The following is a 26883-nucleotide window of genomic DNA, read 5'->3' as shown; positions in this document are numbered from 1 at the left end:
AGCTGAGCTAATCGTCCATGTGGTGACCCGTCCGGGAATCGAACCCGGGATACCGCCGTGAAAGGGCGGTGTCTTAACCGCTTGACCAACGGGCCAGAAATGGTGACTCACCCGCGACTCGAACGCGGGACACCCTGATTAAAAGTCAGGTGCTCTGCCAACTGAGCTAGTGAGTCAAAATGGCTCCTCGAGTAGGACTCGAACCTACGACCGATCGGTTAACAGCCGATTGCTCTACCGACTGAGCTATCGAGGAATGTATGGAGCGGGAAACGAGATTCGAACTCGCGACCCCCGCCTTGGCAAGGCGGTGCTCTACCGCTGAGCTATTCCCGCATACAGAACCGATAATTAATATAACATAATTATCAATCTGTCGTCAAGAACAAATTGAGAATGTCCTGACTGCCTTATAATAATATCAATTTACACATATAGTGTCAATGGTTTTTCCATGAAATTCCTGCAAAATTTTGATTTTACAACGGCCCTAATTAAAAATGAGGGATTATGTAATCCCTCATCTATTTAATTCCTATTTTCTAGGATTTTCGGTAACTTTGACTGATATCTCAACTAGTCTTATTCCCTATATAGCTTGCGTTAACCCATATTTAGCTTGAGTTCCCCCATATTTGGTTAGTGTTACCTTATCTTTAATTAATTTTTACCGGCTTGTCTACCTTTACCGGCCCCATCTTCTGCGACACTAACCTCGGCTTCAATGAACGTTTTCATGTCGTTTAACATATGCATCGACGCATTGATAATAGATAGGCCCATTGTGGAACCTAAGGCTTCATCGATTTGTAAGTGATAGTGCAAACATGGTTTCACACCTAGGAATCGACATTGTTCCTTATGAATTGGTTCCTCATAGGCAGCCGATGGGAATACATAGTCTTTTACTAATGGCTCAATGGTAACAGCCGCCAATACAGCAGCACCTGTTACGGCATTATCAAAAACGATAGCCATACGATGACTAGCAGCACCTAAAATAAAGCCAGTTAAAAATGCAATATCAAGACCGCCTGCAATATTTAGCAAATGTAATACCGCATCACGGCGCTCGCTTTCACTCAATGCAGACCAATCATCAACAGCAATATTAAAGCGATCTACAAAGGAATGAATATGAGCAGCCCGTTGTTCTACCGTAGGTCCACATTCGGTATGAACGAGAATATCGTCATAGGCGCAGCCCGTAATTGTAGCCGTCGTTACGAGGGAGTCAAGGAACGCCCTTTCCCCTACGTTACCAATCGCCACCACTTGTAATCCATCAGCGTGTAGTTTATCAGCATAGGTAAAGCCAAGCTCTAGAGCTCGCTCAAGTTCATCTTGAGAAATGACAGGTTCTACACCAAAGAAATGAGAGCCTTTACGAATGACTTGTTGGTTAATATATTCTAGATCACTAGTATCTTGCTCAAGACCTACATTTACAACATGTACGTCTGCATTTAACTTAAATGCCGCCCCCTGCGTAGCCGTTCTACCTTCATTGAAACGTTTGATAGCGGCGTAGCTTTCACTACCATGCTGATTATTTTGAGGACCATCTACCAAGTGATCCGCTGCTACAATGAGTACACCATGGCGCAAATGATTGGGCTTAGGATTTGCCAAAATACCTGCAAAGCGTTCTGCTATAAGCTCTAAGGTTGCTAGGCTATAAATAGGTTTTGTTAAATTATCAATACGTAACCGGCACTCCTCCATGGAGGGTGCGTGCAATGGTTCTATGTTGAAAGTTCTCATGCCTTACCTCCTGTTATGGCCAAATACATATGAACTGCAAGGTCCAGCATCCCCATTTGAACCGAACTACCAGAGGCCTCGCCTAGACAAAGCCCCAAATCTACATACGCTTCTAAGCCTAGATTTTCTAAAGAGGACTTCGCTGCCTTTTCGGCCGACAAATGAGATGCCATCACATAATCCATGACTTCTGGCACTAAGGTTTTAGCCACCAATGCACAAGCAGATGTATTGAAGCCATCGATGATAACTAATCCATTATTAGCGGCCGCACCTAAGATGACGCCAACGATACAAGCAAACTCAAAGCCACCTACAGAGGATAAAATACCAATGGCATCGTCTTTTGGAATATCCTTATATTTTTCCAGCACATCATGAACGATACGCTGTTTTAGTTTGAGCCGTTCATCGGAAATATTCGTCCCTCGACCTGTAGCTTCTTCCGCAGTAAGACCGGCAAACTTAGCAGTCATAAGAGCGCTAGCAGTCGTATTGGAAATACCCATTTCACCGACTAAGAATACGTTAAAGCCTTCATCAATTTTCTCTTTTACAAGATGAATACCTGCTTCAATGCCTTCAATCGCTTGTTCCCGTGTCATGGCTGGTTCTTCTACAAAGTTTTTTGTTCCCATCCCCAGTTTATGACTTCGAAGGCCTGGAACCCAACTCATATCCGCATCAATGCCCATGTCGATGACTTCCATTTGAGCACCACAGTAATTAGCTAAGGAATTGGCACCAGCCCCTTTTGGAATTAGGTAGTTCTGTGTCATACCAACGGTCGTCTCCTTTGGATACGCACTAACCCCCATATCCGCCACACCATGATCCGCACTAGCGATAATCATACATGGCTTTGGTACAGTCAAAGTCTCTTGATTTGTGGCAGAACCATATTGGGCCACTACATTTACAAGACGACCATATTGCTCTACAGGTGACGCTGTATTCCAGCTATCAATTATATGTTGTTCAATCTCTTGGTTGCGACCTACAATAGCGTCACAAGTTTCTTGTAACAAACTCATACGATCTCCCTTAACTAATTAATAGATCAGTTTACTTTTAGAATATTAGTATATCTTTAGAATTCTATTGTGTTTTTATAATATTAGTATATTTTTAGAATATTATTATATTTTTAGAATTTTAGTATACACATGTTAGGGCATAAACAATGTCACTTCAGCTACATAACCTGGATTGAGTTAGCTATCCTTAATTTGCCCTGTTAAATACGGCAACTTAGTGCGTATGTCACGACTGCGCTCAAGATAATTTTCTAAGCTTTCACCTTCATCATCTTGTGAAAGCACCTCTTTTACACGTTGTATTTCCGCTTCTATCCGAGTAAGCCCTTCAATGACATTGCGCCGATTACCGTAGATAATTTCGCGCCACATTGACGGCAAGCCACCGGCTACACGGGTGCAATCTCGGAAACCACCTGCAGATAATCTCATACGTAATTCGCCCAATTCGTCGCCACCAGAAACTTGTGTCAAAATAGCAGCTAGCAAATGAGGCATATGACTAACCATAGCTAGATACGCGTCATGAGCGTAAATATCGACGAACTCAATGCGTGAACCTACAGCACGTCCCATCTCAGCTAGCTCCTCGGCGACCTCTTCGCTATATACTTCAGAGGCCTTATCCTCTAGGACGATCCATCCCATACCTTTAAATAAGTTTTTATGAGATACTTCGTAGCCACCTTTTTCTGAACCCGCCATAGGATGGACGGAGACAAAAATCGTTCCCTTAGGAATTGATTCATAGACAGCACGGATGAAGTTTTCCTTCGCACTCGATACATCTGTTACAACTTGTTTTGGTCTAAATAGATGTGCCGTTTCAGTAAAAAGTCGTGCATTTGTATCTGGTGGTAAGGAGAACACAACGATATCTGAGCTTTCAATCAATGGTTCTACCTCGGTCCAAGCAGCTTTCACCACCCCATCTTGGATGGCCGCATCACAAACCTCTTGGCGACGAGCATACCCTACCACCTCATAATCGGTGTAAGCCTTCAAAGCCTTTGCCAATGAACCGCCTAATAAGCCTAAGCCAATAATACCTACTGTCTTACTCATATAAACCTACTTTCACAATATCTAGTAAATTACACTCTCCCATGTAATGCTACATATATCTACAAACTATAAAAGGAATTAATTAAAATAATAAAAACGCAAAGCTAAGCTTCAATAAGTCTCTTATTTTTCCATTTACCGCTATACCAGCGATACACAAATAATAAACCCCGTAAAATTTCATCAACAGCCATAGCAGCCCAAATGCCTACAAGGCCCCAGCCCCAATATATGCCAAAAAGGTATGATAGTGGCACTGCACATAACCACATGCCAAAGATGCCTACGAGCATTGGAGTTCGAATATCCCCTGCGGCTTGCAAACAAGATACCATAACGATATTTACGGCACGACCTAATTCAAGGAAGATTTCTACCAATAAGACATTATGGGCTAATGATAAAATTTCAGGATCTGTAGTAAAGACGGAAAGAACAACATCGCTAACAAGATAGAAGAATGTAGCAAGACCTACGTTAATAGCAATGGCTAAAAACGTAGAATGCCATACGCGATTACTTACCTCCTCTTGGCGTTTGGCCCCCATCAAGAATCCAACGATTACTTGTGAAGCATTGGCGAGTGCTATTGTATATACATAGCAAAGCATAGCGATAACGGATACATATACCTTTGTATTGATTACTGCGAGTCCCAAAATATTGACCATTTTCATAATCATCGTTTGAGACAATTGATAACTCAATGTTTCGCCACCAGAAGGAACACTGATATGCAATAAAGACTTAATCGTATGCCACGGAAATGGTTTTAAGAATGTAAAGCTTACCTTTAAGGTCAATAATTTCTTAAAAGTATATCCAATAATCATTAGGCCTACCAGTTTAGATAGCCATGTTGAAATAGAAACACCTAATACACCAAGACTTGGTATTGGTCCATGTCCAAAGATTAATACATAATTCGTTATAATATGAATTACATTCATAACGAGTGCTATGTACATGGTAATACGCGTTAGTGAATGACCTCTAAACACAGCCACTAATGCATAGTACATAGCTTGTATCGGTAGGCCCGCCGCTACTATGGTCATATAGAGCGACGTATCACTCATCGTTTCTGGCGGTATTCCCAGCCATGTAAAGATCCATTCATGGCAAGTGATAAAAAATACTGCCGCTATGGATGAAAACAGAAAATTCATCACTAAGCTGACCGTACATACCTCAGATAGCTTGGACTGATTTCGAGCCCCTAAATACTGGGCAATCAAAATCGTCGTAGCTGTGCTCATAACAATGATGAGCATAATAAAGATATTTAAAATTTGATTGGCATTAGCTACCGCTGCTACCGCTTGAGGAGAGTAGTGACTCATCATCACTTGGTCTATATTACCTACTAACAGCTGTAGGAATACTTCGATAAATATAGGCCAACTCAAAGTCCAGATAGATAAACTAATCCCCTTTTCGTATGTTTTCATAAAAACCTCTGCAATGACTGCGATACAATTGCAATGAATATCATACAATGTCCTTATTATATCACGTTATATAACCACATGGGACGAATCGCAGAAATCAATACATCAAAATCGGTCTCCATTAAAGAGCGACAATTACAATTAAACTACAGATGAAAGTTACATACACATGAGAGATACAAAAAATAGGATAAACAAAAACGTGTCACCCGAAGGTGACACGTTTATTATGTAGATAAGCAAGTATCTATTGTGTTCTGCTAATGCTTATTTGAAGCCATTACAAAGGCTGTCGAATAATGCTTGGTCAGGTTTTACAACGTCTTCAGTCAATGGACGTGGGTGTGCGCCGCCATTAGCTGCTGCCAAGGATTTTTCGAAGGAAGGTTTAGATGTATTTTGGTAAATAAGACCAGTAACCAAACCATCTGTATCGCCCAAAGTTTTAAGTGCTGCTGCACGATCTGTTGGATCATAGCCTTCAGGCAATGCTACTAAGTGTTCTTTGAACCAGTCATAGCTGTTGCGTTTGTTGTATGTAACACATGGGCTAAATACGTTGATGAAGGAGAAGCCATCATGGTCCATAGCTTGTTGAATCAAATCAACAAGTTCTTCACGGTTGATCATGTAGCTTTGAGCTACGAATGTAGCACCTGCTGCAATCGCAGTTTCACAGATAGACAATGGGGACTCGAACGCACCATGAGGAGTTGTTTTTGTAACAAAACCGATGTCGGAACGAGGGGATGCTTGACCTTTAGTCAAACCATATACATGGTTATCCATTACAACGTATGTCATGTTTACATTACGTTTGAAAGCATGGATAGTGTGCCCCATACCGATAGCGAACGCATCACCGTCACCGGAGAATGCGATAACTTCTAAATCTTGGTTAGCAAGTTTTACGCCTTGAGCGTAAGGAAGTGCACGACCATGAGTTGTATGAGCACCGTAAGCGTAGAAATAACCACCGATACGGCTGGAGCAACCGATACCGGAAATTACTGCTAATTTTTCTGGTGGAATATTTTTCGCTACTACAGCGTCAGTAATCGCTGCTTGAACCCCATAATGGCCACAGCCTGGGCACCAGTTAGGACGAATATCGTTTCTGTAATCTTTAGCTGTTGCCATATTATAGGACCTCCTTAATCGCATTTTTCACATAACTTTTTGTGAATGGATTACCATCGTATTTTAAGCAGCTAGAAATTTTATTTTTCCGATGCATGTTGATTTTAAACAAGTTAGTCAATTGACCAGTTTTATTGTGCTCTACGATAACCACTTTTTTCGCAGCATCAAAGAATGGTTGTAATTGTTTTGCTGGGAATGGTTTAATCAAGCGCAATTGCAAGTGGTTAACTTTAACACCTTCTTGATCGAATTCAGCAACTGCTTCTTCGATAGCACCACGGCTAGAAGCCATACCTACAACAAGTACATCTGCTTCGTCGTATTTAGCGTTGTTCAAGAATGGTTCGTAGTTATCAGCTACAGTTTCCAATTTGCGGAAACGTTTATCAGTTTGCGCTACGTGCATTGTAGGCGCTTCTGCTGGTTTACCTTCTTCGTTATGCTCTAAGCCTGTGGAAAGGAATAGACCATTTTTCATGCCAGGAATTGTACGAGGAGAAATACCATCTTCAGTCAATTCGAAGCGTTTGAAGTATTTAGGTTGTTCCAATGCAGGAAGTTCTGCTTCTTTCATCATTTTACCGCGGTTAATAGGTACACGGTTCAAGTCGAAAGTAGGAACGGATTGTTTATTCAAGCCTTGTTGTAAGTCAGGCATAAAGATTACTGGACATTGGTACATTTCTGCCAAGTTGAAAGCTTTTTGAATTTCATAGAAGCATTCTTCGATAGATGTTGGAGAAATTACGATACCGGAGTAGTCGCCATGTGCATTGTAGCAAGCCGCATCAATATCGGATTGCTCAACTTTTGTAGCCATACCAGTAGATGGGCCAGAACGTTGAACGTCGATAACAACCATTGGCAATTCAGCCATGGAAGCCATGGACAAGGATTCTGCCATCAAGGAAAGACCAGGGCCAGAAGTACATGTGAAGCCACGAACACCAGCGTATACGCCGCCCATAGCTGTCATGCATGCTGCAATTTCGTCTTCTGTTTGAACAACAGTAGCACCCAATTTATCCATGTTTTTAATCATGAATTCCATAACTTCGGATGCCGGTGTAATAGGGTAAGATGCCATGAAACGGGAACCCGCTGCAATAGCACCGAGAGCACAAGCTTCGTTACCTAATAAGAACATTTGATCTTTCTTACCAGGAGCTGTCAATGTATCGATTTCAACATCGCCCAATTTTTCCATTACAAGGCCATGACCATCGTCGAAAGCAGCCAAGTTTTTATCGATAATTTCTTGGGATTTTTTTGCGAATTGTTCAGCAATAGCATCTTTGAACAACTTAGTTTCAAAACCAAGAAGTGCTACGGACATGCCAAGTGCTACGATGTTACGCATCAACATAGAGCCTTGTTTCATCGCTGTTTCAGAGATTGGCAAGGATAAGCAATTGATTTTTGTACCTTCGTATTTAGAAAAGTCCGGTTTTACTTTGCTATCACAGATGATGTAACCGCCATCACGAACTTCAGAACCGTGCATATCAACAGTTTCTTGGTCAAGAGCTAGCAAGAAGTCTACGCCTTCACCGATAGACATAATTTGTTCTAATGCTACGCGCAATGCGAATGTAGTATGACCACCTTTGATACGAGATGCAAATAAACGTTGGCTATACAAGGAATAGCCTTCTTTAGCGAGGATTGTCGCCATAATTTCGCCGCAACTCTCGATACCTTCACCTTGTTGGCCGCCCATTTTCCAGATAAAATCTTTACGTTTTTGCAAGAGATTCACCCTCCTTAGGATAAAAATTACACTGCTGACAAGAGTCTAACTTACTATTTTTATATATGTATAGTACGAATCTGTCTTATATCGTCATTGTATCATGTATACTTTAGGTTTACAATGTATCATTTCTCATAATAATAGGTATAAATTAGAGCATTATAACTAAAACTTATAAGAGAAAAAGGATACTACTTTTTTCGTAGTATCCTTTTAGTATTTATGCTCATCGTTTCATAATTACTCGTTTAAAAAATATTCTATATGAAATTATATAGAATATTTATTCTTAAATTATATAGAATATTTATTCCGTAATACCTCTTGTTGTCGTTCCTCAGTAAAGAAGATTTCTTCTAAACATAAACCTTGAGCAGGCGCCGTTTTGCCGATAACGCGACGGTCTTTAGCAGCTAAATAGCCTTTGATATCCTCTACCTTACGGCGACCAAGGCCTACATCTACGAGTAAGCCTGCAATATTACGTACCATATGGTATAAGAACCCATCGCCTACCACAGAAATAGTCACATGAGGTCCCTTTCCCTCTACATGAATCCCCATAATAGTCTTAACGGGATCAGCCGGTGTAGAATTTGTCCCCTTTAAGGTCGTAAAGTCATGTGTACCTAGTAATTCATTACCAGCAGCTTGCATGAGCTCAATATTGAGAGGCTTCTTTACATGCCAGTGATATCGTTTCGTCAACGGATTAGCAATGAGCTGATTATGAATCGTATATACATACTCTTTACCGTATATATTCCAACGTGGCTTCCAATCGAGTGGAATTTCCACAGCTTCAAGGACCACAATATCTTTAGGAATATGAGCTATCATGGCACGCGGAATATTTTCTGCAGGTATAGCACCAGAGGTTTGAAAGGTACATACTTGAAACTTTGCATGTACCCCTGCATCCGTACGAGAAGCACCGTAGATTTGAATGGGCTCATTACAGATTTTTGACAAGCCATATTCTAAACAACCTTGTACGGTTAAGCCCTTATCATCAGGTTGCTTTTGATAGCCCGCTAAATCAGTGCCATCATAAGCAACTATGATCCGTATATTTCTCATAGGCCAAGCCACCACAACGCAATGAGTACAACAGTAACCAAAATAACAGCACCGACACCGATATAATCGACATAGGTCACTTGTAATTCTTTCATACGCGTACGATTTACACCGCCACGATAACAGCGAGCCTCCATGGCGATAGCCAGTTCATCAGCACGTCTGAAAGCACTGATAAATAATGGTACCAATAAGGGCACCATATTCTTTGCTCGTTGAATGATAGATCCAGTCACAAAGTCTGCACCACGGGCTGATTGGGCTTTCATAATACGATCCGTCTCATCCAATAAAGTCGGAATAAAACGAAGTGCAATAGTCATCATCATAGCCAGCTCATGAGCCGGTACGCCAATGCGACGGAATGGATTGAGCAAATGCTCGATACCATCAGTTAAACGAATAGGAGATGTGGTATAAGTCAACAGTGAGGAGAACAAGATTAAGAAAATTAATCGTGCCGCCATTTGAAGGCCCATCGCCACACCATGATCGGTGATATTAATAATGCCCCATTGGAAAATGGTATTACCAGGTGTCGTAAAAATGTGAATCCCCATAGTAAATACAATGATAATCCAAAGTGGTTTAATAGCGGTCCACATAAGACGTAGTGGTAAACGAGATAATAGCATGGCAAAGATTGTAAAACCACCTACAATACCATAAGCTAGCGGCGAATCTGCCAAGAAGATGGCGACTACGAAAATAGTAGTAGCAATAATCTTTGCTCGTGGATCCATGCGGTGCAAGAAAGAATTTCCAGGGAAGTATTGACCAATAGTAATGTTATTTAACATGGCTACCTCCTTCTAGAATTGCTTGTACTGCATCATCTACAGATAGAACTCTGTTAGACACATCAAGACCTTGTTCACGTAAGTACTCCATAGTTACAGACACAGGCGGTACATCTACACCAACAGCTTGCAATGCATCTCGATGATTATTAAAGATATCCATCGGTTCCCCATCGAGTACTATACGACCTTTATCGAGTACTACTAGGCGAGAGGCCATGCGGGATATATCCTCCATATTATGGGATACAAGGATAACCGTAATTCCTTTCTCCTTATGGAGACGAATGATTTCCTCAAAGATTTCTTCACGACCAAATGGGTCTAAGCCTGCAGATGGTTCATCAAGAACTAAAAAGTCTGGATTCATTGCAACTACGCCAGCAATAGCAACGCGGCGCATTTGACCTCCGGATAAGTGAAACGGAGATCGTTCTGCATAGGTATTGTAGTCAAGACCTACAAACTTCATAGCATCACGAACGCGTTCATCTACTTCATCAGCACTAAGGCCTAAATTTTTAGGCCCAAAGGCAATGTCTTCAGCGATGGTTTCTTCAAATAGTTGATGCTCTGGGTATTGGAATACCATGCCTACCTTGTGGCGCATCTTTTTAGCTTCCTCTGTGGAGGCACTAATATCTACACCATTTACAGTTACTTTACCTGTTGTAGGGTGTAATAAACCATTTAAATGTTGTACAAAGGTGGATTTACCAGAACCAGTATGACCGATAACACCTAGAAATTCACCATTTTCAATAGTAAGAGATATACCATGAAGGGCTGTTTTTTCAAAAGGAGTTCCCATGCCATAGGTGTATGTAATATTATCTAATACAATCGCCATTAGTGAGATCCCTCCCCTCTTGCATCAGTTGTCAGCTCACTAGCAGGAACTTCTTCAACCTTAGCAGCCACATGATTAGAGTTTACTAATTGATCTGCCAGTTTTGAACTTTTTAGACCTTCTGCCAGTTCCTCATTATTTATAATGCTGTTACCCACTTCATAACCTTTTGCATTTAATTTGAAAGCAATTTCAGAGGCTACAGGCACATCGAGGCCAAGTTCTTTCAAGGTATCTACATGACTAAAGATTTCACGAGGTGTGCCATCGTGTAATTTCACACCATTTTTCATAACCACCACACGGTCAGCCGTAACGGCTTCCTCCATGAAGTGTGTAATAAAGACAATAGTAATGCCCTCTTCTTTATTGAGCTTATGGACTGTCTCTAAGACCTCACGACGACCTTTTGGATCGAGCATGGCCGTTGGTTCATCAAGAACAATACAGTCTGGTTTCATAGCAAGCACGCCTGCAATGGCAATGCGCTGCTTTTGACCACCAGATAACAAGTGAGGACCATGTTCTCTATATTCAGTCATATTAACAGCTTCTAACGCTGCATCGACACGTTTTCTAATTTCATCACTAGGAATGCCTAGATTTTCAGGACCAAAGGCAACGTCCTCTTCTACGACAGCCGCTACGATTTGGTTATCAGGATTTTGGAATACCATGCCTACATGTTGGCGAATATCCCAAATATGCGCTTCATCGCGCGTATCAAAGCCACATACATTAACATGACCTTCGCTAGGTTGTAATAGCACATTAAAATGCTTGGCTAGGGTACTTTTACCACTGCCATTGGTACCGATAATACATACAAACTCGCCGCGCTTGATGGATAAATTCACATCATCTAATGCGCGTACATCATTGCCGTTTTCATCAGTATATATATGACTCATATGATTGACATCAATCATAATGTCTTTTTCGTTCATGAATAGCCTCTATCTTTCTAGTCAATTTCGTTTCTATGAAAGTATAACCTTTAAATTGTATATCACATTATTGACCTATTAACTACAACAAATTAATGTAATCCACTTTATAAATTAAGCATTAATTAATGCCATAAATATATATCATAAGGTTAACAATACTTATTCATCCTTTACGATAACTGCTAATATATTACGATATTGTACTAATCGATTGTACCATAAAATTGACAATAAAAAAACGGTGCTGCAACGTAAGTTACAACACCGTATGAGTTTGATTAAACTAACTCGATAATAGCCAAAGGTGCAGCGTCACCTTTGCGAAGACCAGTTTTGATTACACGAGTGTAACCACCTTGACGGTCTGCATATTTTGGAGCAATTGTATCAAACAATTTTTTTACTACACTTTCATCCATGAGGTATGCAAGAACTTGGCGACGTGCATGAAGATCACCACGTTTAGCCAAAGTTACCATTTGATCTGCTAAAGAGCGAAGTTCTTTCGCTTTAGCTTCAGTAGTTTCAATACGCTCATATTGGAAGAAAGATGTTAACATGCTACGGAACAACGCTTTACGAGCGGAGCTGTCGCGGCCTAATTTTCTGTACATTCGTCTTCCTCCTTATTCGCCTTTTTGTTTAAGGTGAAAACCACCTGGATGATTGTTGAGTTTTTCCTCAATTTCATCGATGGATTTTTTACCTAAATTGCGAACTTTTCCTAAGTCATCAATGGTTTTGTCTAGCAAATCTGCAATTGTATTAATGCCAGCACGTTTCAAGCAGTTATACGCACGAACAGAGAGCTCCAACTCATCGATGGAAATCTTTGCCGGGCCGTCATCTACAGCTGGTTCTTCATTATCGGAACCTACTGGATCAACAACGATACCGCCTTCACCTGTGTTAACATCTACAACGTCTGCAGAGTGCGCTAATTTAGTGAAGTTCCCTAAATAACCAATCATAATGGCAGCAGATTTTGCCACTGCATCAGCAGCGGTAATGGAACCATCAGTCCAAACTTCTAATGTAAGTTTGTCAAAGTCCATTTCATTGCCTACACGAACATCACTCACTTCGTATTTAGCACGAAGAATTGGAGAGAAGATGGAATCGATTGGAATGCAACCGATAACATCTGTATCTTTTTTATTCTTCGTAGAAGGAACGTAACCTTTGCCACGTTCGATCACTACATCCATTACGAGATGAGCTGTCTCATCCATTGTCGCAATCACGAGTTCAGGATTCAATACTTCTACTTCTGGTGGGAATTGTTCAGCCAAATCAGCAGCTGTCAATACGCCGTCCTTTTGGAAGTCAAAGTGTACTTCCAAAGGTAATTGAGCATCTTCTTCAACTTTGATGCACAATTGCTTTAAGTTAAGGATGATATCCGTAACGTCTTCGCGAATACCAGGAATAGTAGAGAATTCATGAAGAACTCCATCAATTTTGATAGAGGTGATAGCTGCCCCATCCAAGGATGAAAGCAAAATTCTGCGTAAGCTATTACCGAGAGTGATACCATAGCCACGGTCCAATGGTTCACATACGAACTTACCATAGCGACCGCCGTCGGCGATGTCCACTTTCTCGATTTTAAGTTTCTTTTCTTCGCTCATCAGGAACATCCTCCTATATAACACACGTTCATAGTTTAATTATAGCACCGTATCAAATCGGCCGCTATCAATTATACACGACGGCGTTTTGGAGGGCGACAACCATTGTGAGGAATTGGAGTTACGTCTTTAATGGAAGTAACTTCAAGACCTGCAGCTTGTAAAGCACGGATTGCAGCTTCACGGCCGGATCCAGGACCTTTTACGAATACTTCAACAGTACGAAGACCATGTTCCATTGCAGCTTTAGCAGCTTGTTCAGCAGCCATTTGAGCAGCGAATGGAGTGGATTTACGGGAACCACGGAAGCCCAAGCCACCAGCGGAAGCCCAAGACAACGCGTTACCGTTTGTATCTGTCAAAGTTACGATAGTGTTATTGAATGTAGAACGAATATGAGCCGCACCGGATTCAATATGTTTCTTTTCTTTTCTTTTTGTTCTAACAACTTTTTTAGCCACGCTTTATCCCTCCTTTATCTTATTTCTTTTTACCAGCAATTGCTTTTCTAGGACCTTTGCGAGTACGTGCATTCGTTTTAGTACGTTGACCACGAAGTGGTAAACCCATACGATGACGTTTGCCTCGATAGGAGTTGATTTCAATTAAGCGTTTAATGTTAAGTGCTTCTTCACGACGAAGGTCACCTTCTACTTTGTATTCAGCATCTAACAATTCACGGATTTTCACGACTTCATCTTCGGAAAGATCGCGAACGCGTGTGTCTGGATTGATGCCAGTTTTAGCAATAATTTCAGCTGCCAAAGTTGGACCAATACCATAAATATAAGTTAAACCAATTTCCACTCGTTTATCACGAGGTAAGTCTACACCGGCGATACGTGCCATCTAATCATCCACCTCCTATCAGATTATCCTTGTTTTTGTTTATGTTTTGGATTTTCGCAAATAACCATTACACGGCCTTTGCGTTTAATGATTTTACATTTTTCGCATATCTTTTTAACTGATGGTTGAACCTTCATTAGTACCTCCTTTGTGGACCCTATGCTTATTTAAAGCGATAGGTGATGCGACCACGATTTAAGTCATACGGTGTCAGTTCCATAGTAACTTTATCACCAGGAAGAATACGGATAAAATTCATACGCATTTTACCTGACACATGAGCCAATACGATATGACCATTTTCCAATTCTACTTGGAACATGGCATTCGGTAATGCCTCAACTACCGTACCTTCCACCTCAATAACGTCTTCTTTTGACATATCTTTTCCTCCGGTTACCTGTTTTATTTAATTAACCGCGGTTCTTCCCGCATAGTTAATATTTCAGGGCCGTTTTCTGTAACAACCACTGTATGTTCGAAATGAGCAGCAGGTTTACCATCTGTGGTAACTGCTGTCCAGTCATCCCCTAATACACGAACACGATGCGTCCCTAGAGTAATCATCGGTTCGATACACAATACCATACCTGGTTTCATAATAGGTCCTTGTTCAGGACTACCATAGTTTGGTATTTGCGGATCTTCATGCATTTCGCGGCCTAAACCATGACCTACGAAGTCGCGAACGACACCGTAACCATGTTTCTCACAATACGTTTGAACAGCGTGGCCGATGGCACCAATTCGGTTACCAACTTTCACTTGTTCAATTCCCTTGAACAGACTTTCTTCTGTAACTTTTAACAATTTCATCACATCAGGTTTGACGTGACCGATAGGAACCGTCACAGCCGAATCGCCGTGATATCCATCAATAGATGATACAAGATCAATACTGAGGATATCGCCGTTTTTAAGCTTGCGCTTAGCGCTCGGAATACCATGAACGACTTCTTCATTAACAGAAGCACAGATTGTTGCAGGGAATCCATAGTACCCTTTACAACTTGGTATACCACCGTGGCTGCGAATATATTCTTCGGCAATTGTATCTAACTCAAGCGTCGTGATGCCAGGTTTAGCCTTTTCTACTAACAAGGACAACGTGTCTGCTGTAAGCTTACTTGCCTTGCGGATACATTCAATCTCATGGGGCGATTTCAAAATAATCATAGATTATTTCTCCAACGCCTTAATGATGTCAGCAAATACTGCGTCTACATCTTGTAAACCATTGATTTCTTCATACAATCCGCTGTTGCGATAGTAGTCGATTAATGGTTTAGTAGATTCGTCGTACACAGCTAGACGTTTCTGTACTGTTTCAGGGTTATCATCAGCACGATTTTCTAGAACAGCTCGTTCGCTAATACGTTTAACCAATTCCTCAGTAGGAACATTTAAGTTAAGTACAGCGTCCAAAGAAATTCCTAATTCTTTAAGGATTGCATCCAAGGATACAGCTTGTGCTGTAGTTCTTGGGAAACCGTCAAGAATAAATCCAGATTTGCAGTCATCTTTCACCAAGCGATCACGTACGATACCAACAGTTACACTGTCTGGTACCAATTGACCAGCATCGATGTATTTCTTAGCCTCAACTCCAAGAGGTGTTTCGTTCTTAATCGCAGCGCGGAACATATCACCTGTTGAAATTTGGGGAATACCGTATTTTTCAATAAGTCGAGCTGCCTGAGTGCCTTTACCAGCACCAGGAGGTCCCATTAATAGAATATACATATTGTTTCCCTCCTATTTCACAAAGCCTTTATAGTGGCGTGTTACCATGAGCGACTCGATTTGTTGCATTGTATCAAGTGCTACACCTACAACGATGAGAAGAGCCGTACCACCAAAGTATACGCCTTGGACGCCGGTAATGCTACCGAGGAAATTCGGTATAATAGCAACGACAGCTAAGAATACAGCGCCAGCCAAAGTGATTCTGGTCATCACGTTATCCACATAATCAGCAGTTGGTTTACCCGCACGAATGCCTGGGATAAAACCACCGTATTTTTTCATATTATCTGCCATATCTGTAATGTTGATAGAGATTGCAGTATAGAAATACGTAAAGATAAAGATCAATAATGCATACAATGCCGTTTGTAACGGCGTACCCCATGTAAATAGATCCGCAACTTTATGAACGAATTCATTGTCAATAAATTGCGCAATCGTCACAGGGAACATCAACACAGATGACGCAAAGATAATTGGAATTACACCTGCCTGATTGACTTTCAACGGCAAGAATGTAGAGTGACCACCGTACATTTTACGCCCTACTACGCGTTTTGCGTATTGGATAGGAATGCGACGTTGGCCTTGTGTAACTGCGACTACGACAGCAATCATCGCAAGTGCAATTACAGCAAATAAGAATGCTTGGAACATGTTAATTGTTCCGTTTTGGATATATTGATAAATTGTTTCTAGACCATCTGGTAATCGAGCTACGATACCAGCAAAGATGATCAAGGAAATACCATTACCTATACCATATGCTGTGATTTGCTCACCAATCCACATCAACAAGCATGTGCCTGCTGTAAGAATGATGGCCACAACAAATACACTAAGGAAATCATTATTTACCAAAGCGTTGTTTGCTCTAAGAGCAAATGCCATGCCAGCGGCTTGTACAAAGCCAAGGACTACGGTGCCATAACGAGTTACCTTCGCTATTTTCTTACGCCCATCCTCACCATCTTTACTCCATGCTTCAAACTGTGGAACTACAGACTGAAGCAGTTGCATGATGATGGAAGCATTGATGTAAGGGGTAATACTCATTGCAAAGATAGAGAACTTACTAAGCGCACCACCAGCAAACAAGTCTAATAGACCGAATAGGTTACCGGATGTAAACAAAGATTCAATGACAGATGCATCTACACCTGGTACTGGAATGTGAATGCCGGCTCTAAACACGGCAAACATCATCAACGTGTACAAAATCTTGTTACGTAACTCGGTAATCTTAAAGATGTTCGAGAGGCTATCTAGCACCCTAGATCACCTCTACTTTTCCGCCTGCTGCTGTGATTTTTTCTTCAGCAGATTTAGTGAAGCCATTAGCGATAACAGTCAAGTTTTTAGTTTCCAATGTACCGTTACCTAAAATACGAATACCATCGCGTACATTTTTCAAAATGCCAGCTTCAATAAGAGCTACTGGATCAACTGTTGCACCGTCTTCAAAACGGTTCAATTGTTCTACGTTAACTTCAGCATATTGTTTAGCAAAAACGCTGTTGTTGAAACCGCGTTTTGGTAAACGACGATAAAGAGGCATTTGGCCGCCTTCAAAACCGGAGCGAACGCCACCGCCAGAACGGGAGTTTTGACCTTTTTGACCACGACCAGATGTTTTACCCAAGCCAGAACCTAAACCACGGCCTACACGAGTACGAGCTTTTTTGGAACCAGCTGCTGGTTGTAATTCATGAAGTTTCATTCAGTGCACCTCCTTATCAGTATTAAACTTCTTCAACTTTAACTAAATGTCTAACTTTGTGAAGCATACCTTCGATTTGAGGTGTTACTTCTTTTACAACTTGAGAATTAGTTTTTTTCAAGCCCAAAGCTTTAACTGTCGCGCGTTGATCTTCAGGACGACCGATTAAGCTTCTTGTTAATGTTACTTTAACTTGTGCCATTTCTTGTCTCCTTATTACGCGTTATAGATTTCTTCAACGGTTTTACCACGAAGTTCAGCAACTTCGCTAGCGCGTTTCAAATCTTTCAAACCTTCGATTGTAGCACGAACCATATTGTTAGGGTTAGAAGAACCCAAGGATTTAGTCAAGATGTTACGAACACCTACTAATTCCAATACGGCACGAACAGGGCCACCAGCGATAACGCCAGTACCTTCAGCAGCTGGTTTCAAGAATACGCGGCCTGCGCCGAATACGCCTGTTACGCTGTGAGGGATTGTACCATTTTTAATAGCTACGTTTACAATATTTTTCTTAGCATCATCGATACCTTTGCGAATTGCTTCTGGTACTTCCGCTGCTTTACCTAAGCCAACGCCTACATAACCGTTGCCATCACCAACAACTACAAGAGCGCTGAAGGAAAAACGACGACCGCCTTTAACTACTTTGGCTACGCGGTTGATGAATACTACTCTTTCTTTAAGATCAAGACTGGTGTAGTCAATTCTCGCCATGTCTATAGTTCCTCCTTCTTAGAATTTTAAGCCTGCTTCACGAGCACCTTCTGCAAGGGCTGCTACGCGGCCGTGGTAAATGTAACCACCACGGTCAAACACTACTGTGTCAATACCTTTAGCGATAGCTTTTTTAGCAACTGCTTCACCAACAGCTTTTGCAGCAGCTACGTTACCACCATAGGATAAGTTCAAATCTTTATCTAAAGAGCTAGCAGCAACCAAAGTTGTACCTGCTACGTCATCGATAACTTGAGCATAGATGTTGCCTAAAGAACGGAATACGTTCAAACGTGGGCAAGTTGCCGTACCAGAGATGTGACGGCGAATACGAAGATGACGTTTTGCTCGAGCGATGTTTCTACTAGATTTACGAGGCAAGATATTCACTCCTTTCATTCATATAGATGATATTACTATTTACCTTTTGCACCAGCTTTACCAGCTTTACGACGAACAACTTCGCCTTCATAGCGGATACCTTTACCTTTGTAAGGTTCTGGTTTTCTCCATTTACGGATATCAGCTGCTACTGCGCCTACAACTTCTTTGTCTGCACCAGACACAACGATTTTGTTAGGAGCTGGAACGTCAATTGTAATACCAGCTGGAGCTTCCATTTCTACTGGATGAGAGAAGCCAAGTGTAAGAGCTAATTTATTGCCTTGTTTAGCCGCTCTGTAACCAACACCGTTGATTTCAAGAGTTTTTGTGAATCCTTCAGATACGCCTGTTACCATATTAGCAACAAGAGCGCGAGTCAAACCGTGAAGGGAACGATGAGCTTTATCCTCGGAAGGACGAGCTACTGTAATTGTGTTACCTTCTACAGTGATAATCATATCTGGATGCAAATCGCGAGATAATTCGCCTTTAGGACCTTTTACGTTCATATGATGGTTATCATATGTAACAGTAACGCCTGCAGGGATCTCGATAGGCATTCTACCGATACGTGACATTATTTCTACCTCCTATTGCTACTATTACCAAACGTATGCGATTACTTCGCCACCAAGACCTTCTTTACGAGCTTGTTTGTCGCTCATAACGCCTTTGGATGTAGAAATAACTGCGATACCCAAACCACCAAGTACACGAGGAAGTTCTTCCTTTTTCGCGTAAACACGTAAACCAGGTTTGGAAATACGTTTAATTCCTGTAATAACTTTTTCGTTATTGGAACCATATTTCAATGTTACTTTTAAAGTATTTTCTTCTTTTTCAACGCTCTTAACGAAACCTTCTTGTAAAAGGATGTCAAGAACTGCTGCTTTCATTCTAGATGCAGGAATGTTTACCGTTTCATGAAGTGCAGCGTTTGCATTACGGATGCGCGTAAGCATATCCGCGATAGGATCGGTCATTACCATAATCTAAAAACCTCCTCTCGTCTAATATTACCAGCTGGCTTTTTTAACACCAGGAATTTGTCCTTTGTACGCCAATTCACGGAACGCAATACGGCTGATACCGAATTTACGCATATAGCCGTGAGGACGACCAGTTAAGTTGCAACGGTTGTGCAAGCGTGTTGGGGATGCGTTTGCTGGTAATTTGGATAAGCCTTCATAATCACCTGCTGCTTTTAACGCTTCACGTTTAGCTGCATATTTTTCAACGATTTTAGCGCGTTTCTTTTCGCGTTCAATCATAGATTTTTTAGCCATCTATATGTTCCTCCTATTATTTTTCAAAAGGCATACCGAATTGAGTCAACAATTCACGAGCTTCTTCATCTGTATTAGCACTTGTTACGATAATGATATCCATACCTGTAACACGTTCTACCTGATCATATTCGATTTCAGGGAAGATGAGCTGTTCTTTAAGACCCAAAGCGTAGTTACCACGGCCATCGAATGCAGTAGCGCTGATACCGCGGAAGTCACGTACACGAGGTAATGCCGCATTGATCAATCTATCAAGGAATTCATACATGCGTTCGCCACGAAGAGTAACTTTTGTACCCAACGCCATGCCTTCACGAACTTTAAAGTTCGCAATGGATTTTTTAGCTTTTGTGATTACAGGTTTTTGACCAGCGATGATAGTCAAATCATTAACTGCTGCTTCCAATGCTTTTGCATTGCCTACTGCATCACCAACGCCGATGTTGATAACGATTTTTTCCAATTTAGGGATTTCCATAACGTTGCCGTATTGGAATTTTTCTTGCAAACTCTTTTTAATTTCAGAGTTGTATTGTTCAAATAAACGAGACATTTATTTAGCTCCTCCTTTCCTGATTATTTAAGTACTGTACCAGATTTAACTGTAGCGCGAACGAATTTACCGTCTTTGCCTTCAACTTTTTTGATACGAGTAGCTGTTTTAGTTTCTGGGTCAACAACCATTACGTTAGAAACATGGATACCAGCTTCTTTAGTAACGATGCCGCCTTGTGGGTTAGCTTGGGAAGGTTTTGTATGACGTTTTACAGTGTTAACGCCTTCAACAAATACGCGTTCTTTTTTAGGTTCAGTTGCGATAACTGTACCTTGCTTACCTTTATCTTTACCGGAGATAACAACAACTGTATCGCCTTTTTTGATTTGTAGTTTAGCCATATGCTGCGTTCCTCCTTCTTATAATACTTCTGGAGCCAAAGAAACAATTTTCATGAAGTCTTTTTCACGAAGTTCTCTAGCTACAGGTCCAAAGATACGAGTACCACGAGGGGTCTTGTCATCTTTAATAACTACTGCTGCGTTTTCATCGAAACGGATATAGGAACCGTCTTGACGGCGGATACCTTTTTTAGAACGAACAATAACAGCTTTGACTACGTCGCCTTTCTTGACAACGCCACCGGGTGATGCATCTTTTACAGAAGCAACGATTACGTCACCGATATTGCCGAATTTGCGATAAGAACCGCCCATGACTTGGATGCACATAATACGTTTTGCACCAGTGTTGTCGGCAACATTCAAAATTGTTTGTTGCTGGATCATCGTCTATTCCTCCTTACATCACTCTTATTTTAGTCTTTCAAGAATTTCAACAACTCTCCAACATTTATCTTTAGAAAGTGGACGAGTTTCTACAATTTTAACTGTATCGCCAACTTGGCACTCATTGTTTTCATCATGAGCTTTGAAGCGTTTTGTGCTAACCATTGGCTTGTTATATAATGCGTGAGGTACTTTACGTTCTACAGCAACAACAACAGTTTTATTCATTTTGTCGCTTACAACTTTACCTACGCGGACTTTACGTACGTTTCTTTCTTCTGCCACGATTTTAAGCCTCCTTTTCAACCTTTAACAAATCTGTTATTATGCGTTTTCAGATTTAAGTTCAACTTCACGTTGTACAGTTTTAATACGAGCGATTGTCTTCTTAACTTCACGAATGCGCATAGGATTTTCTAATTGACCTGTTGCAAGCTGAAAACGGAGGTTAAATAACTCTTCCTTAAGACCGGAAACTTTTTGTTCCATTTCGGCAGCGCTCATATTGCGAATGTCATTAACCTTCATTTACGTCACCACCCAATTCTTTACCCTTAACAACAAATTTGCATTTGATTGGAAGTTTATGGCTTGCAAGACGCATAGCTTCACGAGCTGTAGCTTCTGGCACACCGTCCATTTCAAACATTACACGACCTGGTTTAACTACTGCTACCCAGTATTCAGGAGAACCTTTACCGGAACCCATACGAGTACCAGCTGGTTTAGCTGTAATTGGTTTGTCAGGGAAAATTTTAATCCATACTTTACCACCACGTTTGATATAACGAGTCATAGCAATACGGGCAGCTTCGATTTGACGGTTAGTGATCCAAGATGGTTCGCATGCTACCAAGCCGAACTCACCATGAGACACTGTATTACCGCGCATAGCACGACCTTTCATACGGCCGCGGAATTGCTTACGATGTTTTACGCGCTTTGGAATAAGCATTACTTGCCACCTTCTTCCTTCTTAGCAGGTTGTTTTGCTTCTGGCAAAACTTCACCTTTGTAAATCCATACTTTAATGCCGATACAACCATAAGTTGTATGAGCTTCAGCAGTACCGTAGTCGATGTCTGCACGAAGTGTATGCAAAGGAATGGAACCTTCACGGTAGGATTCGCTACGAGCGATTTCAGCGCCGCCAAGACGACCACTTACCATGATTTTGATACCTTTTGCACCTAAGCGCATTGTACGACCTACAGCTTGTTTCATTGCACGACGGAAGCCGATACGGCGTTCCAATTGGCCAGCAATGTTTTCAGCAACTAAAGTTGCATCCATGTCTGCTTGTTTAATTTCTGCGATATTAACGTCCACTTGTTTGTCAGTGAAACGAGTCATTGCTTTTTTGATATCTTCGATACCAGCACCACCACGACCGATAACCATACCTGGTTTTGCAGTGTGGATAGTCAATTTAATACGTTTATTTGTACGCTCGATTTCAATGCGGGAAATACCTGCAATGAAAAGGGTTTCTTTCAAGAAGTTACGAATTTTTACGTCTTCATGAAGATTAGCAGCGAAATCTTTATCTGCATACCATTTTGCGTCCCAATCTTTTACGATACCGACACGCAAACCGTGTGGATTAACTTTTTGACCCACTCTGTTTCCCTCCTTCTTAAGCTCTTTCTTTAACTACTACTGTTACGTGGCTAGTGCGTTTCAAAATTTTGAAAGCTTGACCACGGGAACGAGGATGAATGCGTTTTAATGTAGGGCCTTGATCAACGAAGATCTCGGATACGTAAAGATTGTCAACATTCATATCGAAATTATGTTCAGCGTTTGCGATTGCAGAACGCATAACTTTTTCTACTACATCAGCGCCAACTTTCGGAGTGAACTTCAAGATGGCAAATGCTTCGCCGATGTTTTTACCGCGCACTAAATCAGCAACGATACGGATTTTACGAGGCGCGATTCGGATATGTCTAGCGATTGCTTTTGCTTCCATGTATTAATTCCTCCTATTTTCTGCCTGTAGATTTTTCGTCCTTACCATGACCTTTATAAGTACGTGTAGGAGCGAACTCACCTAATTTATGACCTACCATATCTTCTGTAATGAATACAGGTACGTGTTTGCGACCATCATGCACAGCAATTGTGTGGCCTACAAAACTTGGGATAATAGTAGAGGCACGGGACCAGGTTTTTACAACTTTCTTTTCGTTAGTTTCGTTTAAAGCTTCAACTTTCTTAAGCAAATGATCTGCTACGAAAGGGCCTTTTTTAATAGATCTGGACACTATTTTATCTCCTTTCCTTTATCCTATTTTGTACGACGTTTAATGATTAAGCTGTTAGAAGCTTTTTTCTTGTCGCGAGTTTTAACACCATGTGCTGGTTTGCCCCAAGGTGTAACAGGATGTTTACGACCAACAGGAGATTTACCTTCACCACCACCATGTGGATGGTCACAAGGGTTCATTACAACACCACGAGTGCCAGGACGAACGCCCATCCAACGATGACGACCAGCTTTACCAATTACTTGGTTGCTGTGGTCAGTGTTACCAACAACACCAACTGTTGCACGGCATTCTTGACGTACGCGACGCATTTCGCCAGATGGTAAACGAAGAATAGCATAGCCATTATCTTTACCCATCAATTGAGCGGATGTACCAGCGGAACGAACGATTTGGCCACCTTTACCGATTTTCAATTCGATATTGTGGATTTGTGTACCGTCAGGGATATTAATCAATGGTAAGCAGTTACCAGGTTTAATATCAGATTCAGGACCGGAGAAAACAACGTCACCAACTTTTAAGCCGTTAGGAGCTAAAATGTAGCGTTTTTCACCATCAGCATAGTTAAGCAAAGCGATACGAGAAGAACGGTTAGGATCATACTCGATTGTTGCTACTTTAGCTGGAATATTATCTTTAGTACGTTTGAAGTCAATAATACGGTATTGACGTTTATGACCGCCACCTTGGTGACGAACTGTCATTTTACCAGTATTGTTACGACCACCTTTTTGAGAAACCTTAGCGAGCAAGGATTTTTCCGGTTTGCTTGCTGTGATTTCGTCGAAGGCGGATACTGTCATAAACCGGCGACCAGCGGAGTACGGTTTAAATGATTTAATTGCCATTAGTGGGCCTCCTTACAACTAGACTCTTAGACACCTTCAAAGAATTCAATGGATTCGCCAGCTTTTAAAGTAACGATAGCTTTTTTGTAATCGCTACGTTTACCTTGTGTACGACCCATGCGTTTAGTTTTGCCTAAAACGCGAATAGTAGCTACTTTTTCTACTTTTACATTGAAGATTTTTTCAACTGCTTGACGGATTTGCACTTTATTTGCAGTTAAAGGCACACGGAAAGTGTATTTGCCTTCTTCCATAAGCATAGTGGATTTTTCGGTAATAACCGGGCGGATTAGTACATCATGTAATTGCATTATCCAAGTACCTCCTCGATTTTTGCGACAGCGCCTTTAGTAATGAAGAGCTTATCGTAATGAAGAAGATCGAAAATGTTCATACCTTCGCAAGCCAAAGCTTTAACACCTTGAATGTTGCGAGCGGAACGTTCAACATTTACATCACCTTCAGTGATGAACAATACTTTTGCATCACCAACGTTGAAGCTATTGATAATGTTCAACACTTCTTTAGTTTTAGGAGCTGCTAATGTGATTTCTTCCAAAACGTATAATTCGCTATTATTCACTTTATCGCTAAGAGCAGATTTAACTGCTAAACGTCTAGCCTTACGAGGCATAGCTTTGTAATAGCTGCGAGGTTGTGGACCAAATGTAGTACCGCCACCGATCCAGATTGGGGAACGGCTGGAGCCTGCACGTGCACGGCCAGTACCTTTTTGTTTCCAAGGTTTGCGGCCACCGCCACGAACCATACCTCTAGTTTTTGTTGCATGTGTGCCGAGACGTTCGTTAGACAATTGACGAACTACGGCTTGATGCATTACGGCTTCGTTAACTTCAACGCCGAATACTGCATCGTTTAACTGTATTTCACCGACTTTAACGCCGGATTGATTATATGTTGCTACTGTAGGCATTACATAATCCTCCTTTCGACAAATGATTATTTAACAGGTTTAACCGTGTTGCGAACCATAACCAAGCTGCCTTTAGCGCCTGGGATACCGCCTTTAACCAATAAAAGGTTACGTTCAGCATCAACTTTCACAACAGATAAGCGTTGTACGGTAACTCTGTAACCACCCATTTGTCCAGGGAGTTTTTTACCTTTGTATACCTTACCGCCACCACCGGAGATCATAGGACCGATGGAACCAGGTTCACGGTGAGATTTAGAACCATGAGTTTCAGGACCACGGGAGAAGTTATGGCGTTTAATTGTGCCAGCAAAACCCTTACCTTTACCTGTACCCACTACGTCCACTAATTCACCTTCTGCGAAGATATCAGCTGCCAGAGTTTGGCCTACTGTGTAGTCAGCTGCATTTGCAACGCGAACTTCGCGAAGATATTTCACTGGAGCTACGCCAGCTTTGTCGAACTGACCTTTTACAGGTTTTGTTAAATGTTTTTCTTTAATGGAACCGTAACCAATTTGTACTGCTTCGTAGCCGTCTGTTTCAACAGTCTTAACGCGCACTACAACGCTTGGGGTAGTTTCCACTACTGTTACAGGAACTAATTGGCCTTCAGCTGTGAAGACTTGTGTCATTCCTAATTTTTTACCCAAAATAGCTTTAGACATTATCGCACCTCCTTATAGTTTTATTTCAATAGATACACCAGCTGGTAAATCTAAACGAGTGATAGCATCTACTGTTTTCGAATTTGGTTCAAGAATATCGATTAAGCGTTTATGTGTACGCATTTCGAATTGTTCACGAGAATCTTTGTTTACGTGTACAGAACGAAGAATTGTGAAGATATTCTTTTCTGTTGGCAATGGAATCGGACCAGAAACCATAGCGCCATTTCTTTTTGCAGTGTCTACGATCTTAGCAGCGCTTTGATCGAGAGCTTTGTGGTCGTATGCCTTAAGGCGAATACGGATTTTTTGCTGTTTAGCCATTATTAATAATTCCTCCTGTCGTCCATTTCGTGAATGGGCTGCTCCATAGAAATTCTCCTCCGCAGAGGCAACCTTCTACTTCATAGTTTAAAAACACAACACGAGAGCGGCATTAGCTGCCGCTCTGAGTGCTGCATGTATTGTGCTCAACGCATCACTACGATGAGCATAAAAGGTTAAATTAACCTTCGATTGCTGTTACTACGCCAGCGCCTACTGTATGGCCACCTTCGCGAATCGCGAAACGAAGACCTTCTTCAATAGCGATTGGTGTAATCAATTCGATGTTCATTGTTACGTTATCGCCAGGCATACACATT

The 26883-nt window shown here is 41.4% G+C and carries 40 protein-coding genes, 4 tRNA genes and 1 pseudogene; all 45 read right to left on the bottom strand.

What is annotated here, in order from left to right; translation table 11 throughout:
• Positions 1-20: 20 nt before the first annotated feature.
• Positions 21-95, bottom strand: a tRNA-Glu gene (locus KH364_RS08810).
• A gap of 5 nt (positions 96-100) precedes the next feature.
• Positions 101-176 (bottom strand) — tRNA-Lys (locus KH364_RS08805).
• Between the two features lie 4 nt (positions 177-180).
• Positions 181-256 (bottom strand) — tRNA-Asn (locus KH364_RS08800).
• A 5-nt stretch (positions 257-261) separates the two neighbouring features.
• Positions 262-336: transfer RNA gene (locus KH364_RS08795), tRNA-Gly, on the bottom strand.
• 324 nt (positions 337-660) lie between these two features.
• On the bottom strand, positions 661-1764 hold the full coding sequence (locus tag KH364_RS08790) for a nicotinate-nucleotide--dimethylbenzimidazole phosphoribosyltransferase (RefSeq protein ID WP_273299357.1): 1104 nt from the start codon (positions 1762-1764) through the stop codon (positions 661-663).
• Entirely contained in the window at positions 1761-2798 is a 1038-nt protein-coding gene (locus tag KH364_RS08785) for a nicotinate-nucleotide--dimethylbenzimidazole phosphoribosyltransferase (protein ID WP_273299356.1), read from the bottom strand. The genes KH364_RS08790 and KH364_RS08785 overlap by 4 nt, the downstream gene beginning before the upstream one ends.
• Positions 2799-2978: 180 nt before the next feature.
• The gene (locus KH364_RS08780; RefSeq protein ID WP_273299355.1) at positions 2979-3866 is read right to left on the bottom strand and encodes a prephenate dehydrogenase/arogenate dehydrogenase family protein; all 888 of its coding nucleotides are present in this window, start codon (positions 3864-3866) and stop codon (positions 2979-2981) included.
• Between the two features lie 104 nt (positions 3867-3970).
• Positions 3971-5317: an MATE family efflux transporter gene (locus KH364_RS08775; protein WP_273299354.1), complete on the bottom strand. Its 1347-nt coding sequence runs from the start codon at positions 5315-5317 to the stop codon at positions 3971-3973.
• 267 nt (positions 5318-5584) lie between these two features.
• Positions 5585-6457, bottom strand: a complete 873-nt coding sequence (locus KH364_RS08770; protein ID WP_265137744.1) for a 2-oxoacid:ferredoxin oxidoreductase subunit beta — start codon at positions 6455-6457, stop codon at positions 5585-5587.
• Position 6458: 1 nt separating this feature from the next.
• A complete protein-coding gene (locus KH364_RS08765; protein ID WP_273299353.1) occupies positions 6459-8210 on the bottom strand; it encodes a 2-oxoacid:acceptor oxidoreductase subunit alpha in 1752 nt (583 codons plus the stop codon).
• Between the two features lie 297 nt (positions 8211-8507).
• Positions 8508-9293 (bottom strand): tRNA pseudouridine(38-40) synthase TruA, encoded by a 786-nt coding sequence (truA, locus tag KH364_RS08760; protein WP_273299352.1) that lies wholly within the window; start codon positions 9291-9293, stop codon positions 8508-8510.
• Positions 9290-10093, bottom strand: a complete 804-nt coding sequence (locus KH364_RS08755; RefSeq protein ID WP_105081916.1) for an energy-coupling factor transporter transmembrane component T — start codon at positions 10091-10093, stop codon at positions 9290-9292. The genes truA and KH364_RS08755 overlap by 4 nt, the downstream gene beginning before the upstream one ends.
• On the bottom strand, positions 10083-10943 hold the full coding sequence (locus tag KH364_RS08750) for an energy-coupling factor transporter ATPase (protein ID WP_009350977.1): 861 nt from the start codon (positions 10941-10943) through the stop codon (positions 10083-10085). Before KH364_RS08750 ends, KH364_RS08755 begins: the two co-directional genes overlap by 11 nt.
• Positions 10943-11890, bottom strand: a complete 948-nt coding sequence (locus KH364_RS08745; RefSeq protein WP_273299351.1) for an energy-coupling factor transporter ATPase — start codon at positions 11888-11890, stop codon at positions 10943-10945. Before KH364_RS08745 ends, KH364_RS08750 begins: the two co-directional genes overlap by 1 nt.
• 281 nt (positions 11891-12171) lie before the next feature.
• A complete protein-coding gene (gene rplQ / locus KH364_RS08740) occupies positions 12172-12507 on the bottom strand; it encodes a 50S ribosomal protein L17 (protein ID WP_004695155.1) in 336 nt (111 codons plus the stop codon).
• A 12-nt stretch (positions 12508-12519) separates the two neighbouring features.
• A complete protein-coding gene (locus tag KH364_RS08735; RefSeq protein ID WP_273299350.1) occupies positions 12520-13524 on the bottom strand; it encodes a DNA-directed RNA polymerase subunit alpha in 1005 nt (334 codons plus the stop codon).
• Between the two features lie 71 nt (positions 13525-13595).
• The gene (rpsK, locus tag KH364_RS08730; RefSeq protein WP_004695151.1) at positions 13596-13985 is read right to left on the bottom strand and encodes a 30S ribosomal protein S11; all 390 of its coding nucleotides are present in this window, start codon (positions 13983-13985) and stop codon (positions 13596-13598) included.
• Positions 13986-14004: 19 nt separating this feature from the next.
• Entirely contained in the window at positions 14005-14373 is a 369-nt protein-coding gene (rpsM, locus tag KH364_RS08725) for a 30S ribosomal protein S13 (protein ID WP_009351251.1), read from the bottom strand.
• Positions 14374-14396: 23 nt separating this feature from the next.
• On the bottom strand, positions 14397-14510 hold the full coding sequence (gene rpmJ / locus KH364_RS08720; protein ID WP_004695148.1) for a 50S ribosomal protein L36: 114 nt from the start codon (positions 14508-14510) through the stop codon (positions 14397-14399).
• A gap of 26 nt (positions 14511-14536) precedes the next feature.
• Positions 14537-14755: a translation initiation factor IF-1 gene (gene infA, locus KH364_RS08715; RefSeq protein WP_004695147.1), complete on the bottom strand. Its 219-nt coding sequence runs from the start codon at positions 14753-14755 to the stop codon at positions 14537-14539.
• 23 nt (positions 14756-14778) lie between these two features.
• Complete coding sequence (gene map, locus KH364_RS08710; protein WP_009350994.1) at positions 14779-15549, bottom strand: type I methionyl aminopeptidase; 771 nt, start codon at positions 15547-15549, stop codon at positions 14779-14781.
• A 3-nt stretch (positions 15550-15552) separates the two neighbouring features.
• Entirely contained in the window at positions 15553-16116 is a 564-nt protein-coding gene (locus KH364_RS08705; RefSeq protein ID WP_009351243.1) for an adenylate kinase, read from the bottom strand.
• A gap of 12 nt (positions 16117-16128) precedes the next feature.
• On the bottom strand, positions 16129-17391 hold the full coding sequence (gene secY / locus KH364_RS08700) for a preprotein translocase subunit SecY (protein WP_009351196.1): 1263 nt from the start codon (positions 17389-17391) through the stop codon (positions 16129-16131).
• Between the two features lies 1 nt (position 17392).
• On the bottom strand, positions 17393-17839 hold the full coding sequence (gene rplO, locus KH364_RS08695) for a 50S ribosomal protein L15 (protein ID WP_009351117.1): 447 nt from the start codon (positions 17837-17839) through the stop codon (positions 17393-17395).
• Between the two features lie 22 nt (positions 17840-17861).
• A complete protein-coding gene (rpmD, locus tag KH364_RS08690; RefSeq protein WP_004695138.1) occupies positions 17862-18041 on the bottom strand; it encodes a 50S ribosomal protein L30 in 180 nt (59 codons plus the stop codon).
• 14 nt (positions 18042-18055) lie between these two features.
• Positions 18056-18559 carry a 30S ribosomal protein S5 gene (gene rpsE / locus KH364_RS08685; RefSeq protein WP_004695136.1) on the bottom strand — a complete coding sequence of 168 codons (504 nt, stop codon included), beginning with the start codon at positions 18557-18559 and terminating at the stop codon, positions 18056-18058.
• Between the two features lie 18 nt (positions 18560-18577).
• Positions 18578-18940, bottom strand: coding sequence for a 50S ribosomal protein L18 (gene rplR, locus KH364_RS08680; protein WP_009350984.1), 363 nt, complete (start codon positions 18938-18940; stop codon positions 18578-18580).
• Positions 18941-18975: 35 nt separating this feature from the next.
• Positions 18976-19521: a 50S ribosomal protein L6 gene (gene rplF, locus KH364_RS08675; protein ID WP_273299349.1), complete on the bottom strand. Its 546-nt coding sequence runs from the start codon at positions 19519-19521 to the stop codon at positions 18976-18978.
• 24 nt (positions 19522-19545) lie between these two features.
• A complete protein-coding gene (gene rpsH / locus KH364_RS08670) occupies positions 19546-19932 on the bottom strand; it encodes a 30S ribosomal protein S8 (protein ID WP_009351061.1) in 387 nt (128 codons plus the stop codon).
• A 27-nt stretch (positions 19933-19959) separates the two neighbouring features.
• A complete protein-coding gene (rpsN, locus tag KH364_RS08665) occupies positions 19960-20229 on the bottom strand; it encodes a 30S ribosomal protein S14 (protein ID WP_004695122.1) in 270 nt (89 codons plus the stop codon).
• Positions 20230-20245: 16 nt separating this feature from the next.
• Positions 20246-20785 carry a 50S ribosomal protein L5 gene (gene rplE, locus KH364_RS08660; RefSeq protein ID WP_009351120.1) on the bottom strand — a complete coding sequence of 180 codons (540 nt, stop codon included), beginning with the start codon at positions 20783-20785 and terminating at the stop codon, positions 20246-20248.
• A gap of 23 nt (positions 20786-20808) precedes the next feature.
• Positions 20809-21129 carry a 50S ribosomal protein L24 gene (rplX, locus tag KH364_RS08655; protein ID WP_004695118.1) on the bottom strand — a complete coding sequence of 107 codons (321 nt, stop codon included), beginning with the start codon at positions 21127-21129 and terminating at the stop codon, positions 20809-20811.
• 18 nt (positions 21130-21147) lie between these two features.
• On the bottom strand, positions 21148-21516 hold the full coding sequence (gene rplN, locus KH364_RS08650; RefSeq protein WP_004695117.1) for a 50S ribosomal protein L14: 369 nt from the start codon (positions 21514-21516) through the stop codon (positions 21148-21150).
• 24 nt (positions 21517-21540) lie between these two features.
• Entirely contained in the window at positions 21541-21801 is a 261-nt protein-coding gene (gene rpsQ / locus KH364_RS08645) for a 30S ribosomal protein S17 (RefSeq protein ID WP_009351146.1), read from the bottom strand.
• Between the two features lie 39 nt (positions 21802-21840).
• Entirely contained in the window at positions 21841-22044 is a 204-nt protein-coding gene (gene rpmC / locus KH364_RS08640) for a 50S ribosomal protein L29 (protein ID WP_004695115.1), read from the bottom strand.
• Complete coding sequence (gene rplP, locus KH364_RS08635) at positions 22034-22471, bottom strand: 50S ribosomal protein L16 (RefSeq protein WP_004695114.1); 438 nt, start codon at positions 22469-22471, stop codon at positions 22034-22036. The genes rpmC and rplP overlap by 11 nt, the downstream gene beginning before the upstream one ends.
• Positions 22471-23136, bottom strand: coding sequence for a 30S ribosomal protein S3 (gene rpsC, locus KH364_RS08630; protein ID WP_009351281.1), 666 nt, complete (start codon positions 23134-23136; stop codon positions 22471-22473). Before rpsC ends, rplP begins: the two co-directional genes overlap by 1 nt.
• A 16-nt stretch (positions 23137-23152) precedes the next feature.
• Positions 23153-23488: a 50S ribosomal protein L22 gene (gene rplV, locus KH364_RS08625; protein WP_004695112.1), complete on the bottom strand. Its 336-nt coding sequence runs from the start codon at positions 23486-23488 to the stop codon at positions 23153-23155.
• 13 nt (positions 23489-23501) lie between these two features.
• Positions 23502-23783 carry a 30S ribosomal protein S19 gene (rpsS, locus tag KH364_RS08620; RefSeq protein ID WP_009351118.1) on the bottom strand — a complete coding sequence of 94 codons (282 nt, stop codon included), beginning with the start codon at positions 23781-23783 and terminating at the stop codon, positions 23502-23504.
• A 23-nt stretch (positions 23784-23806) separates the two neighbouring features.
• Positions 23807-24637, bottom strand: coding sequence for a 50S ribosomal protein L2 (gene rplB / locus KH364_RS08615; RefSeq protein WP_009351255.1), 831 nt, complete (start codon positions 24635-24637; stop codon positions 23807-23809).
• A 26-nt stretch (positions 24638-24663) separates the two neighbouring features.
• Entirely contained in the window at positions 24664-24948 is a 285-nt protein-coding gene (rplW, locus tag KH364_RS08610; protein ID WP_004695108.1) for a 50S ribosomal protein L23, read from the bottom strand.
• Positions 24948-25571 carry a 50S ribosomal protein L4 gene (rplD, locus tag KH364_RS08605; RefSeq protein ID WP_004695105.1) on the bottom strand — a complete coding sequence of 208 codons (624 nt, stop codon included), beginning with the start codon at positions 25569-25571 and terminating at the stop codon, positions 24948-24950. The genes rplW and rplD overlap by 1 nt, the downstream gene beginning before the upstream one ends.
• A 26-nt stretch (positions 25572-25597) precedes the next feature.
• On the bottom strand, positions 25598-26239 hold the full coding sequence (gene rplC, locus KH364_RS08600) for a 50S ribosomal protein L3 (RefSeq protein ID WP_004695102.1): 642 nt from the start codon (positions 26237-26239) through the stop codon (positions 25598-25600).
• A 12-nt stretch (positions 26240-26251) separates the two neighbouring features.
• Entirely contained in the window at positions 26252-26563 is a 312-nt protein-coding gene (gene rpsJ, locus KH364_RS08595) for a 30S ribosomal protein S10 (RefSeq protein ID WP_004695100.1), read from the bottom strand.
• A gap of 181 nt (positions 26564-26744) precedes the next feature.
• Positions 26745-26883 (bottom strand): annotated as a pseudogene (gene tuf, locus KH364_RS08590) (elongation factor Tu); the annotation flags it as partial.

The sequence above is a fragment of the Veillonella sp. oral taxon 158 genome (assembly GCF_018376515.1).
GTDB classification, from domain to species: domain Bacteria; phylum Bacillota; class Negativicutes; order Veillonellales; family Veillonellaceae; genus Veillonella; species Veillonella rogosae.
The sequence above is the reverse complement of the archived record's forward strand: the minus strand, read 5'-3'. Positions and strand labels throughout refer to the sequence as shown.